Genomic DNA, 13,260 nt, shown 5'->3' with positions numbered 1-13,260 from the left:
TACCTTTTTAATGAGGTTGGGGTATGTGCAGGGCTTTACTCCGATCGCAGTTAGCAAAGCCAGGGAGTGATTCTTTTTAGGAAAGCGTCTTGTTATTTCTCAAAAGTTACGATGGCAGGAATGATTACACATCCTTCTTATGACTCACCTGAATGGGTGAGTTGGAAGCGTTTTTCCTTGGAGTCGGCGGATTCAGCGAAGGTGAGGGAGTCACGCACTCCGGAGATCGCGCTTCTTTCCTTGGCTAGTTGCTCGGTTAACCACTCTATCTCTGACGCCAGCACTGACTTGCAGCGATCGCCAGAGGCGAATTGATAGTCGTCGGTTAGTGGATATTCGCTTTTGAGGCTTTCGATGTAGTCTTGCCGGGTGTAACAGGCTCGCAAGCGGTGTTCCAATAGCTTCAGCCGTTCTTCGGGTTCTAAGTTACCAAAAAAGAAAAACTTAATTCGGAACCGGGAACCACTGTTAACCCAGCTTTCTTGAGGGTGTTCGAGCATTTTTTGCCGCCAGAGTTCGCGCCCTTTGGCGGTAATTCCGTAGATTTTGCGCGGACAGCCCGCATCTCCGGCTTCTTCGGCTATTACCGAAATCTCCCCTCGCTCTTCCAAGCGCTTCAGCAGCGGGTAAATCGCTCCGTAGTTGACGCTGATGCAACTGCTCATAAACAGCTCCAGTTGTTGCTTTAACCGATAGCCGTGGAGGGGTTGCAACTGTAGCAGCCCAAGGGCTGATAATTCAAGCATTTATATCAATTTGATATTATAGTCTGGATTATATCACTATATCGGACTCAAGGGCGATCGGGTCAATACCGAGTTTAAAATAAAATTTATAGCTCATATCATATTAAGTAATATTTGTCAATCTTTTTAAGATATATTTTTTGAGTTCAACAAAGGGCGATCGCTTTACTTTTTATTATAAAACCCATTTGAGATATAACAAGAGTGGGGATTCACCTCGATTTCGGTCAAAGACCAGACAGCATCTCAGTTGTTTCAAAAGTGAGATGCTGTCTGGTCTTTGATGTCTCATAAGTGCTTTAATAAACTTTGCTCAACAGAGCCGATTTCTGCCACATATCTCTTCTTGGTAAGAGGTTCCGAACTTTTCTTAATATGGGTTGATTGAACTTTAAAACGCTGACACATTTTAGTATGTATTGAAGATTGCTCGCACCCCCTGTTTTTTGGTAGCTGATACTGATATTATTTTTCTCAAGTATTGCAGCAAAAAAGTCTTGGGCTTGTTTCCACTCGCCCTGTTTGTAATGTACGGATATGTAAAATTATCGCTCTTTGTTTAGGAATAAAAAAAAGCAACGCAGCCTACGGGTAGTTAAACTCAGATTTTTTCCCTGCTATTAATCATCCTCAAAGAGGGTTTTTTAAGGAATAGTTTCCCCGATTATATGCTATTAATATGACACAAAGAGAGTGCTTTATCTTCAGAATCAAACCAAAGATTAACGCCCTGTAATTACTTGAAATAGCCACCCAAAAAGCATCACGCTCAAGAAAATCACGCCTCCGACAATTAACATCAAACCCAAAAGCAGCCCCGCCACAAATAGCCAATCGGCTTTTTTCCCAGGTTCAGGGGAACCTAAATGAGCGTCCAGCAATTCTATATTTTTGACATTAGCTTTCCAAGTAACATCCAACAAGTCTCCGGCAACGGGTACAGTACCGGCAAATGTATCAAACACGATGTTAGCAGCCATTTGTACTAAAGTCTCTCGCGGCACTCCCATTTGAGCAGACTTCAAGACGACATAGCCGGCAAAAATTGAACTGATTAAATCGCCGCCGCCCGGTATTAGTCCTAATATTGGATCGAGTCCAATGCGGTATTTTGTGCCAGGAATCGGAATTGCATTGTCTAGTAAATGGCTGATCCGGCGGATTCGGCGCAAGGATGCAACATGAGATTGGCTGGGAGTATTTGCGGAGGAATTTTGTATAGGAGAACGTGACATTTAATTACTCTCGGTTGCGCTATTACTGCTAGTTGATGAGATTTATTAAAGCATATTCTAGTTTTGTCTATATGCCTCAAGCAAGATTTTTAGTAATTTTAGCCGATCGGCTTTTGTTTGTTTTTGAATGAACAGAAACCCGGTTTCTGTTCAAAACCGGGTTTCTTGCTTCTAGCTACGGGCTTTTAGTTTAGCCTTCTATTTGCCTTCTGTGAAGTCGGCGTCAATCACGTCGTCGCCGCCGCCAGTGGGGCCGCCGTCTCCATAGCCACCAGGGCCGCCAGGGCCGCCAGGGCCATCAGTTGGGCCGCCTGCTTGCTGGTACAGGTTGCTGCTGACAGCGTAGAATGCTTGCTGCAACTCTGTTGTCAAGGTTTTGATCCGATCGTCATCTTCACTGGTGATGGCCTCGCGCAAGTCTTTGAGCAACCCTTCAATCTTAGTTTTGTCAGCAGCGGGAACTTTATCACCCAATTCTGCCAACTGCTTCTCGATTTGATAGGCTTGAGAATCAGCTTGGTTTTTGCGATCGATCCTTTCGCGACGTTCCTTGTCAGCAGAAGCATTCGATTCGGCTTCCTTCACCATGCGCTCGACTTCATTGCTGGGCAAAGTAGAAGCACCAGTAATGCTAATCGATTGCTCCTTACCAGTACCTTTATCCTTAGCAGCTACATTCAAAATACCGTTAGCATCGATATCGAAAGTAACTTCAATTTGAGGTACGCCACGGGGGGCTGGTGGAACTCCATCTAAGCGGAAGGTTCCCAAATCCTTGTTATCATTCGCCATTTCCCGTTCGCCTTGCAAAACGTGAATTTCCACGTTTGTTTGGCCGTCTACAGCAGTCGAGAAAGTTTCCGACTTCTTGGTAGGAATAGTGGTGTTGCGGGGAATGATTTTGGTCATCACGCCACCCAAGGTTTCGACGCCCAGAGACAGCGGGGTAACGTCGAGCAACAAGATGTCTTTGACTTCGCCAGAGAGTACGCCGGCTTGAATTGCTGCACCGACTGCGACCACTTCATCCGGGTTTACCGTTTGGTTGGGGTCTTTGCCGAGGAGTTTTTTGACCAGTTCTTGCACCGCAGGAATCCGCGTCGAACCACCAACTAAGACGACTTCATTAATTGCCGATTTGTCTAATTTGGCGTCGCGGATCGCGTTTTCTACCGGGATGCGAGAGCGATCGATCAAATCCGAGCACAGTTCTTCAAACTTGCCCCGCGTCAAAGTCGTGTCCAAGTGTTTTGGCCCGTCTTGAGTCGCGGTAATAAACGGCAGGTTGATTTCTGCTTGGGTAACGCTCGAAAGCTCAATCTTGGCTTTTTCTGCTGCTTCCGTCAGGCGTTGCAGTGCTTGTTTGTCTTTGCGGAGGTCAATGCCTTCGGCTCTTTGGAATTCGCTAGCAATGTAATCGACGATTTTTTTGTCGAAGTCGTCACCGCCTAGGTGAGTGTCTCCAGAAGTTGCTAGCACTTCAAATACGCCGTCGCCTACTTCGAGAATAGATACGTCGAAAGTACCGCCACCTAAGTCAAATACGAGGATGGTTTCGTTGCTCTTTTTATCTAACCCGTAAGCTAAAGCTGCTGCTGTAGGTTCGTTAATAATCCGCAGCACTTCTATACCGGCAATTTTTCCCGCGTCTTTCGTAGCTTGGCGCTGGGAGTCGTTGAAGTAAGCGGGAACAGTAATTACCGCTTGGGTAACTGTTTCGCCGAGGTATTTGCTGGCGTCTTCTACGAGTTTGCGGAGAACTTGTGCAGAAATTTCTTCTGGTGCAAATTGCTTGCCGCGGGCGGGACAGTCTAGTTTAAGGCTGTTGCCAACTTTGAGGACTTTGTAGGAAACTTCAGTCGTTTCATGGGCTACTTCATCAACCCGACGCCCGATAAACCGTTTTACTGAGTAAAAGGTGTTTTCGGCGTTCATCACGGCTTGACGCTTGGCGATTTGTCCGACAAGTTGATCGCCATTTTTAGCATATGCTACTACAGAAGGTGTGGTGCGACCCCCTTCGGCGTTGGCTATGACGGTGGGTTTGCCGCCTTCCATAACTGCGACGCAGGAGTTTGTCGTACCTAAGTCAATTCCAACTACTTTTCCCATAGGGGTGTTCCGGCTCCAATCTCTACAAAATTTTGGTGTTTTATCTGTGCGATAGTCTGGTTATTCAGGACTGCGATTTTACCTCGCGGTTTACGGGTAGTGAGTCCTGCTTTAATACAGTCTTCGATAGGGTGCTGATCTCTATACTGCGGGCGGTAGACCTTGCGATGAAGGGGTATTTACCGAACCTGTTGGGGGACGGTTGCATCCGTGAGGCTTGCACCGCTACAGTTGTTGACTGCTTTGCTTTTCTTTACTCTTCCCAATGTACGGTGTGCGATCCATTCGGGTATTGTGGCAAACCGTATACGTTGTGTTGTATTTGCCGTCTTTGTTGTATAAATTTTGTTTGGTTGGTAGGCGCGATCGGTTTTTTGGCTTCAAATCAGGTTTAATATCAATTCTGAAAAGGGACACGGCAATGCCCTGTCCCTATCAGTTTACTTCCAGGCTGTGCCTGGGAAGGAATATATTATTGAGGGAGAGCCTCAAGTCCCCCTCCTGGGAATCTCGGAAAATTCTTGAATTTTCCAGCTTTTCATTGCTATTTTTCACCGATCAGCAGAGCTGCAGGAAAGTAACTCAGAGCTTCACCAATTGCCAACGTACCGTTACTTTCTACCGCCTGATTTGTAATTGCATCTTTCCAAACCGACGGCATTTGCTCGGATAATTTCAAATTAGTATCTTTCCAGACTTGTTTGCCGATCGGCAATTCTTCCGGTTTGACAATTCCCGTGAAAAACCGGGGAGCAATGACAATAACTGTAGTATCTTCAAAGCTTCTGGCAAAGGCAACAACGTTATCTTTAAACGTGCCAACTGCTTGCAGGGGCAGATAATCGCCTGATTGAAAAACTTGCAAGTATTTTTTTCGGGCTTCTAGCACTCTTGTCGTCAAAAATAACTTAATTCTCGCGTCTTCTCGCGTCGCAATCAAATCTTCAACCAGTTGCAAAATATCCGTCTGAGCTTGCTCTTTAATTTCCCGCAAAACCTCGATTCTGCGGTCAAAATCAACGGGACGGCGGTTATCCGGATCGACGTGGCTTAAATCCCAGAATTCCGTCCCTTGATAAATGTCTGGAACGCCCGGAGCAGCGAGTTTCAGCAGCGTTTGAGATAAAGAATTGAAAATTCCGTAATTAGCTACTTTTTTGCAGAAAGGTATAAATTTGCTGAGAAACTGATTTTGTTCCGAAGGTTCGAGAACACTATCGATAAAGGTCATAAAACCAGCTTCGTAGTCGTTATCCGGTCTCAGCCAAGCCGTATAAACTTTGGCTTCGCGGACGGCTTTAATGGCATAATCTTTCAGGCGATCGACATAATCAGTGTTTTCAATTCCCTCAAAGGGAAAAGTGCCGATCATAGTTTGGTACAAGAAGTATTCGTCGTTAGTACTGGGAACCATTCGATTCACAAAGTTGACTTTCTTAGAAGAGTTTAGCTCTCTCCAAGACTTGACTTGCTGTTCCCATTCATCGGGAATTTCGGACAAAACGTTAATTCGAGCTCGCACATCTTCGCCGCGTTTGGTATCGTGGGTAGCTGTAGCATTCATTTTGTGCGGCCAAGCGACTTGCTGCTTTTTGTTGAACTCGTGAAAATCTACCAGCGACACGCCGAACTGACTGGGGTTTCCTCCCACTTCGTTGAGCGATAAAAGCCGATAGTAGACGTATAAAAGCGTGTCTTCAACGCCTTTGGCCATCAAAGGCCCTGTCAACTGCTGGAGTTTCATTACAAAGTGCCGGCGCTGCTCTTTTTGTTCGGTTGTTAGGGTTTCTTCTTCTTCCAGCAACAGCACCGTTTCGATAAATTTAAGTTCCTTGAGAAGTCGCGGTACTTGTTCTTTCGCGTGAGCGATCGCATATTTTACATAAGTGCGATCGGACTCTCTCAAACCATCTTGATTGATGTAAGTCCGGTAGACTGGAAAAATCGTCAAAACAGCCGCCAATGCTTTTTCTAAACCGGGACGAGTAAAGTCATTTCCCTGTCTCGATTGACCGGAGATATTCTTCAAAAGTTGAGCTAGATTGTCTACATCTCCCGCCAAGTTTTTCTCAACAATCAGCCCTTTTTTATCTAAAAACAACTGTTCGTAGGGAACGGTCAAGCGAGTAAATCTATGATATATTTCGCTAAATTGCTGTTCGCGATCGCACCGACAAAAAACGCCGTTTACGTAATTCAAAAAGTCGTAGCCGCTAGTTCCCTCAATCGGCCAATATGACGGCAAATCTTCTTCGTGTTCCAGAATCTTTTCAACAGTAATGTAAGTGTCTCCGGTTTTCTCCCGGAGCCGTTTCAAATATTCTGTGGGGTCGTACAGTCCGTCGATGTGGTCGATTCTCAATCCGGTAAACTTTCCCTCATCAACCATGTCGAAGATCAGAGCATGGTTTTTGTGAAAAACTTTAACCTCTTCAACTTTTACCGAAATAAGTTCGTTGACTGTAAAAAACCTTCGGTAGTTAATTTCTTCGGCACCCACTTTCCAGAAAGCCAGACGGTAAAACTGCTCGGAAAGCAATTCGTCTAGCAAATTAAAGCTTTCGGCATTTCCCTTTTCTCCGTTAAAAACTTTGATATTTTCATCGATGAATTCCTGTACAAGGGGATTTTGATTGTAGAGTTCCCAGAGCAGTCCTTTGACAAAAGCTATCTGATCGTATCGGGTTTTACCTTTAGTTTCTGAAGGTGTATTTTTAATCAAATAAAGAATCCCCAAAAACTTGATAAAATCTGGATGGCGTCTGCCTAATTCCCTGGCTAAATGCCCCAAATTATGGCTGATAAATTTAGCATAAGATTCAATTCTTACTGGCAATTGTAAGCTATAATAATTGATGCTCAGCCCATTTTCGCTGTATTTGAGTTGAATCTCGCCATTTTCCAGACACTCTCCATAAAAATTGCCCAGCAGCGGAGCCAGAACTCGACCTCTGAGATGTTCGTAAGCGTGATTCCATTCAATATCGAAGTAATCGAAATAGTCGGAATCCGGCCCGTGTTCCAACACGTCTAACAGCAGCAAGTTTTGAGTGTCGTAAGCCATGTGGTTTGGGACAATATCTTGCAGCCATCCCATGTTCCGTTTCTTGATTTCGTATGTGAGGGCTTCAAAATTTTCTGATGTTCCCAATTCGGGATTGAGCAGATTTGAGTCAACGACATCGTATCCGTGAGAGCTGCCTTTTCTGGCTTTAAATATCGGTGAAGCGTAAACGTCGGTAATTCCTAAATCTTCCAGATAGCTCAGGATTTGTTTGGCGGCTTCAAAGTTAAAACCTGCATGAAATTGAAGCCGGTAAGTGGTTGTGGGAATTCTCATCTTAATTTTACTCCTAATTAATTAGTTGGTTGGGTTTGTTGTTTAAAATTAGAAATAGTAGGTTGAGTGGAAAACGAACCCTCCGTTTCACTCCGCCCAAACCCATCAATTTGAGATTTAAGTGAGATTTGAGATTTTTGCTCCCATCTAAAATCTCAAATCGCCAATCTAAAATCAGTTGTTGGGTTGAGCGGCAGCGAACCCTACGCTTCGCTCCGCCCAACCTACTATTTCTGTATTATTTCGTAGAGTGCGAAACTCTGGGGTTTAACAGTCAACTCTTGCTCTGAATTTATCTTGTCAGGCAAGCTAGAACCTGAACCCATCCATTTTTCATCAGCAGAGTCTAAAATTTTGTTCCAGTTGCCTTGGGGAAGTGCAGCCGTAAAAGCTACCTCTTGCCTGTTGAAGTTTAGAATGCAGAATATCTGGCTGTCATCTGTCCATCGGCGTAGAAATAATATTTTTTCGGCTTCAATGCTGGACACTTCTAGACTGTTTTTGTCGAGTTTTTTAAGGGCTGGTATTGTCCGCCGCAGTTGAATCAAATGTTGGTGCCATTCCCAAAGGATTTTGTGTTTGCCTTCGGTTTGTTTTTCCCAGTTTAACTTACACTTATTGAAAGTCTCAGGACTCTGGGGGTCATTAAACTCGCCTCGACCTTCAAAGATTTTAAATTCTTGTTGTTTGTCTTTGCGGACAGCTTCAATTAAGTTTTCGTCCGAGTGGGAAATGAAGTAAAAAAACGGTGCTTCTTCTCCATACTCTTCTCCCATAAAAAAGAATGGAATGTAGGGAGAAATTAAGACTGTGCCGGCTGCAAGTTTCAATCCTTCCAAGTCAACTAATTTGGAGAGTCTGTCTCCCAAAATGCGGTTGCCGATTTGGTCGTGGGTTTGGGCAAACACCAGAAATTTATGACCCGGTTCATCCTTAACAGAATTGCCGTGTCTCCGCTTTCTGTGGGGGGCGTACTGGCCGGAGTAAACAAAGCTTTCTTTGAAGGCTTTTTCTAAGTGTTCGCACTTGCCGAAATCTTGGTAGTATCGGTCGTCTTCTCCAGTGAGCAAGGCGTGCAGTGCGTGGTGGAAATCATCGCACCATTGGGCGTCTAATCCGAAGCCCCCCTGTTCTTTAGGACGTATAGTGCGGACATCATTTAAGTCACTTTCGGCTATTAAGTAAAGTTGCCGTCCTAGTTCTTGGGAAATATCGGCTGTGGCATCGGATAGTTCTTGTAAAAGCGGTCTTGCACTTACTTCAAATATTGCTTGAATTGCATCTAATCTCAGGGCGTCGATGTGATAGTCTCGAAACCAGTAAAGGGCGTTTTCAATAAAGTAGTTACGCACGCCGTCGCTGTAGGCATCGTCGAAGTTGAGGGGATCTCCCCAAACTGAGCCGTATTTTGATGTAAAGTAAGGGCCGAAGTCACGGAGGTAGTTTCCTTCGGGGCCGAGGTGGTTGAAAACTACATCAAGAATTACTGAAATGCCGTGTTCGTGGCAGGCGTTGACGAGTGTTTTGAAGCCTTCGGGGCCGCCGTAGGAGTTTTGAACGGCGTAGGGATATACGCCGTCATATCCCCAGTTTCGCTCGCCGGGGAATTGGGCTACTGGCATTATTTCGATGGCATTGATTCCCAATTCTTTAAGTTGTTTTAGCTGGGGAATTATTGCTTCAAATGTTCCGGCTTGGGTGAATGTGCCGACGTGCAGTTCGTAAATAATCATTTCGGCTAGCGGCACGCCTTGCCAATTTGTGTCAGTCCAAGTAAAAATATTTTCATCTATTACTTGCGACGGAGCGTGTACGCCTTGGGGTTGATATTTTGAGGCTGGGTCTGGTCGGTCGGTTTTTCCTTCGATTTGGTAGGTGTAAAGGGTTCCTGGTTCGATGTCTGTAGCTGTGGTTTCCCAATAACCTTCTGCGGATTGTTGCATCGGTATCAGGCGTTTTGTTGGGGAAACAATTTGGACTGCTATTTGTTTGATTGTGGGCGCCCAAACGGTAAATTTACATTGGTTGTTGCCGAGGTAATTTGCTCCTATCTTCACTTTGAGTTGTTCTCCTTATAAAATAGGTTGGTAGTTCGATCGCCCGACGCGCTATCAAATGCTTGCCCTTAACGTTCAGCGCCTGTTTAGACGGTAATATTACTTAATATCACAAACAACTAACTTTAGACAGAGGCATCAAAGGCTAAAATTGTGTAGTGGGCAAAATTAGCGGTTGGTTATGTCTAAATTAGAGCAGGAATCGGCACGGGGGCGATCGCCAAATTAACGGTCTGGAAGCGTTAATATTTCTGGTTGATATCATGTCGAAAATCTACCTAAAGGTAGGTCAAAAATCAGCGAGAGTGTGGATTTTATGGTTATGGCTTTTGGACGGGAAATCTGCTGCAATCTCGACTCGGCGGAGTCTCGGGAGTGGTTGGTCACAAACGGGATCGGCGGTTACGCTAGCGGGACGATCGCAAATCTCCTCACCCGCCGCTATCACGGCCTGCTGGTAGCCGCCCTCAAACCCCCGCTGGGACGCACTTTGATGCTCGCCAAGCTGGACGAGACGGCTGTGTATGACGATCGCGCCTATCCGCTTTATACAAACCGCTGGGCCGACGCGGCGATCGAACCCCACGGCTACAACTACATCGAAAGCTTTCACCTCGAAGGCACGACGCCTGTTTGGAAGTTTGCTCTCGGCGACGCTATCCTGGAAAAGCGGATTTGGATGCAGCAAGGTGCTAACACAACATATATTCAATACCGCTTGCACCGTGCCTCACAACCGATCGCCCTCGCTGTCAAAGCCCTAGTCAACTACCGCGACTACCACCACACGACGAGCGCCTGCGACTGGCACATGAGCCTACAAACCTTGGAACGTGGGGTTTGCGTGACTGCATTTCCCAAGGCGGCGCCGCTGTACCTGCTGACAGATGCCGCACCAGAAGCTACATTCCGAGTCTCTGCGCCCTTATACAATTGGTACTACGGATTTGACTTGGCAGCAGAAAAGCGGCGCGGATTGGATTACTGCGAGGATCACTTGCACGCGGCGACTTTTCACATGACGATCGCACCGGGAAGTTCTCTCACATTGATAGCTAGCACCGAGAAAAATCCCGAACTCAACGGCGGTACAGCTTTAGAATGGCGTCACACTTATGACCAACAACTGCTGCACAACTGGTCAAAAGTGAGCGAATCTCCCGACTGGATCAATACCTTAGTGCTCGCCGCCGACCAATTTATCGTCAGCCGCCCTCTACCGGAGGAACCCCAAGGCAAAACGATCATCGCCGGATATCCCTGGTTCAGCGACTGGGGGCGCGACACGACGATCGCCCTACCCGGCCTCACAATCTGTACCGGGCGATGGGAAATTGCGCGATCGATTTTGCGGACATTTGCGCGGTATGTCGATCGGGGGATGCTGCCGAACCGCTTCCCGGATGCGGGCGGCGAACCGGAATACAACACCGCAGACGCCACGCTGTGGTACTTTGAGGCAATTCGCGCTTATATCGATGCCACGGGAGACGACGAACTTTTGACCGAACTCTGGCCGGTGTTATGTGAGATTGTTGACTGGCACTTGCAGGCTACTCGGTATAACATCCGCGTCGATCCCGATGACGGTTTAGTCTACGCGGGCGAAACCGGCGTGCAACTGACTTGGATGGATGCGAAAATCGGCGAGTGGGTGGTGACACCCCGGATTGGTAAGCCGATCGAACTCAGCGCGCTTTGGTACAATGCTATACAAGCTATGGCAAGTTTTGCTCGAAAACTGGGCAAGCCTCACAATGAATACCAGCAATTGGGCGATCGAACAGCCGCCGGATTCCCTCGCTTCTGGAACGCCTCAACCGGTTACTGTTACGACGTTCTCGACGGCCCCGACGGACACGATAGCTCCCTGCGGCCCAACCAGATATTCGCCGTTTCCCTGCCCCTAGACTCGATTCCTCCTCACTCTGCCAACTCCTTGTCAGCGGGGATGCGCCAAGAAACCCGCTATACACCGTTACTGACGCCCATCCAGCAGCGTGGCGTGGTGGACGCCTGCGCTCAACAGCTTCTAACTTCTGTCGGCCTCCGCAGCCTCTCGCCGCAGCACCCGCAATATCGCGGCGCATACGGAGGCGACCAATTGCAGCGCGACAGCGCCTACCACCAGGGCACAGTTTGGGGCTGGCTGATTGGCCCATTTGTCTTGGCGCACTTACACGTATACAAAAACCCAGGACAAGCTCGCGAATTCCTCGAACCGATGGCACATCATATAAGGGGCGGCGGAGTTGGCAGTCTGGGCGAAATTTTTGAGGGCGACGCCCCTCACTCGCCTCGGGGCTGCACGGCTCAAGCTTGGACTGTGGCTGAGGTGCTGCGGGCTTGGTTGGCAATTAATACTGTGGGTGTTTAAATTAGTAGTGTTATCAATCAGTTGGTAATATCGCAAATTCAAGCCCTCAAGAGAATCTCTCTTTCTCTGTCTGTTCTCTTTCTCTGCGTCAAGAGCACCTCTGCGGTTCGTTTAAAAAAAGAGTTCACCAATCTGCCTATCATTGCTATAAACTAGGTGGGTTATTCGGCAACAAAATCAAGACAACTACTAATTAAATAGGAGATTTATGGCATTATTATTAGCGGGCGATATTGGCGGAACTAAGACAATTTTGCGGTTAGTGGAAAGGACTGTTAACGGTGAAATGAACGCTCTTTACGAGTTTCGCTATCCGAGCGGGGAGTTTCCCGATTTAGTGCCGATGGTGCAGCAGTTTTTGAGGGAAGCTGCTACGAAATTGGATTTGGCGCCATTGCCTGAAAAAGCTTGTTTTGCGATCGCAGGCCCGGTGGTTAACAACACTGCCAAACTGACGAATTTGCCTTGGATGCTGGATGCGAAGCGTCTGGAACAGGAATTAGGAATATCACACGTTAGTTTAATTAATGATTTTGTCGCGGTTGGCTACGGCGTGTGGGCTTTGGACGATAAAGATTTGCACACTTTGCAAGTTGGAAAACCCCGCCAATACGACCCAATTGCTGTGATTGGTGCGGGTACTGGTTTGGGAAATTGTTTTGGAATTCCCGAGGCAAATGGCATCAGGGTTTTTTCTTCGGAAGGGGGGCACGGTGACTTTGCTCCTCGTTCGGAGTTGGAGTTTCAATTGCTGAAATATTTGTTAGCAAAACACGACATTTCCCGAATATCGATCGAGCGTGTAGTTTCGGGACAAGGGATTGTTTCAATTTACCAGTTTTTGCGGGACAGAAAGTTTGCTCCTGAATCGCCGGAGATAGGGGAAGTTATCAAAAAATGGGAGTCAGAAATCGGTAAAAGCGAGAAGAGTGTCGATCCGGGGGCGACAATTGCACAGGCGGCACTCAAAAAGTGCGATCGGCTTTCGGAACAAACAATGCAAATGTTTGTAGAAGCTTACGGTGCGGTGGCCGGAAATTTGGCTCTGACACTGTTACCTTACGGCGGTTTGTACGTAGCTGGCGGCATTGCTGCTAAGATTATGCCGCTGATTCTAGAAGGGGGTTTTATGCGAGCGTTTACGCACAAAGGTCGGATGGATTCGCTGTTAGAAATGATGCCTGTTCGATTGGTTTTGAATCCCAATGTAGGGTTAATTGGTGCGGCTGTTTGTGCGGCCGGTCTTTAGGAGATTGAAAATTTGACCGCCCCAATCCCCAGCAGTAGGCGGCGTCAGCCTTGAAATTCACAATTAGCACGAAAAGTATCATGCTGACGCACCGATTTTTACCCGGTGCGTCAGTTCTAAAATTATGGGCTTGTGGCGCAAATA

At 46.9% G+C, this 13,260-nt stretch carries 7 protein-coding genes; 2 read left to right on the top strand and 5 right to left on the bottom strand.

Annotated features, from left to right (window positions below):
* Positions 1-137 precede the first annotated feature (137 nt).
* From QUA62_RS07025 to treZ, 5 genes are all read right to left on the bottom strand, one after another.
* Positions 138-746, bottom strand: a complete 609-nt coding sequence (locus tag QUA62_RS07025; protein ID WP_333289174.1) for a PadR family transcriptional regulator — start codon at positions 744-746, stop codon at positions 138-140.
* Positions 747-1,468: 722 nt separating this feature from the next.
* Complete coding sequence (locus QUA62_RS07020; RefSeq protein WP_190663856.1) at positions 1,469-1,981, bottom strand: DUF4112 domain-containing protein; 513 nt, start codon at positions 1,979-1,981, stop codon at positions 1,469-1,471.
* Positions 1,982-2,179: 198 nt separating this feature from the next.
* Positions 2,180-4,093: a molecular chaperone DnaK gene (gene dnaK / locus QUA62_RS07015; protein ID WP_333403226.1), complete on the bottom strand. Its 1,914-nt coding sequence runs from the start codon at positions 4,091-4,093 to the stop codon at positions 2,180-2,182.
* 544 nt (positions 4,094-4,637) lie between these two features.
* A complete protein-coding gene (gene treY, locus QUA62_RS07010; protein WP_333403225.1) occupies positions 4,638-7,433 on the bottom strand; it encodes a malto-oligosyltrehalose synthase in 2,796 nt (931 codons plus the stop codon).
* 227 nt (positions 7,434-7,660) lie between these two features.
* Complete coding sequence (gene treZ, locus QUA62_RS07005) at positions 7,661-9,490, bottom strand: malto-oligosyltrehalose trehalohydrolase (RefSeq protein WP_333403224.1); 1,830 nt, start codon at positions 9,488-9,490, stop codon at positions 7,661-7,663.
* Positions 9,491-9,806: 316 nt separating this feature from the next.
* On the opposite strand from treZ, the gene QUA62_RS07000 reads away from it, so the two are divergent.
* Positions 9,807-11,867: an amylo-alpha-1,6-glucosidase gene (locus tag QUA62_RS07000; protein ID WP_333403223.1), complete on the top strand. Its 2,061-nt coding sequence runs from the start codon at positions 9,807-9,809 to the stop codon at positions 11,865-11,867.
* 208 nt (positions 11,868-12,075) lie between these two features.
* Positions 12,076-13,116 carry a glucokinase gene (locus tag QUA62_RS06995; RefSeq protein ID WP_333403222.1) on the top strand — a complete coding sequence of 347 codons (1,041 nt, stop codon included), beginning with the start codon at positions 12,076-12,078 and terminating at the stop codon, positions 13,114-13,116.
* Positions 13,117-13,260 lie beyond the last annotated feature (144 nt).

The sequence above is a fragment of the Microcoleus sp. MON1_C1 genome, assembly GCF_036701945.1.
Lineage (GTDB): Bacteria > Cyanobacteriota > Cyanobacteriia > Cyanobacteriales > Microcoleaceae > Microcoleus.
This window is presented reverse-complemented; position numbering and strand designations above follow the sequence as displayed.

Excerpts from the sequence above, each read along its gene's own strand:
- dnaK (WP_333403226.1), bottom strand. The coding sequence starts at position 4,093 with ATGGGAAAAGTAGTTGGAATTGACTTAGGTACGACAAACTCCTGCGTC.
- QUA62_RS07025 (WP_333289174.1), bottom strand. The coding sequence starts at position 746 with ATGCTTGAATTATCAGCCCTTGGGCTGCTACAGTTGCAACCCCTCCAC.
- treY (WP_333403225.1), bottom strand. The coding sequence starts at position 7,433 with ATGAGAATTCCCACAACCACTTACCGGCTTCAATTTCATGCAGGTTTT.
- QUA62_RS06995 (WP_333403222.1), top strand. The coding sequence starts at position 12,076 with ATGGCATTATTATTAGCGGGCGATATTGGCGGAACTAAGACAATTTTG.
- QUA62_RS07000 (WP_333403223.1), top strand. The coding sequence starts at position 9,807 with ATGGTTATGGCTTTTGGACGGGAAATCTGCTGCAATCTCGACTCGGCG.
- QUA62_RS07020 (WP_190663856.1), bottom strand. The coding sequence starts at position 1,981 with ATGTCACGTTCTCCTATACAAAATTCCTCCGCAAATACTCCCAGCCAA.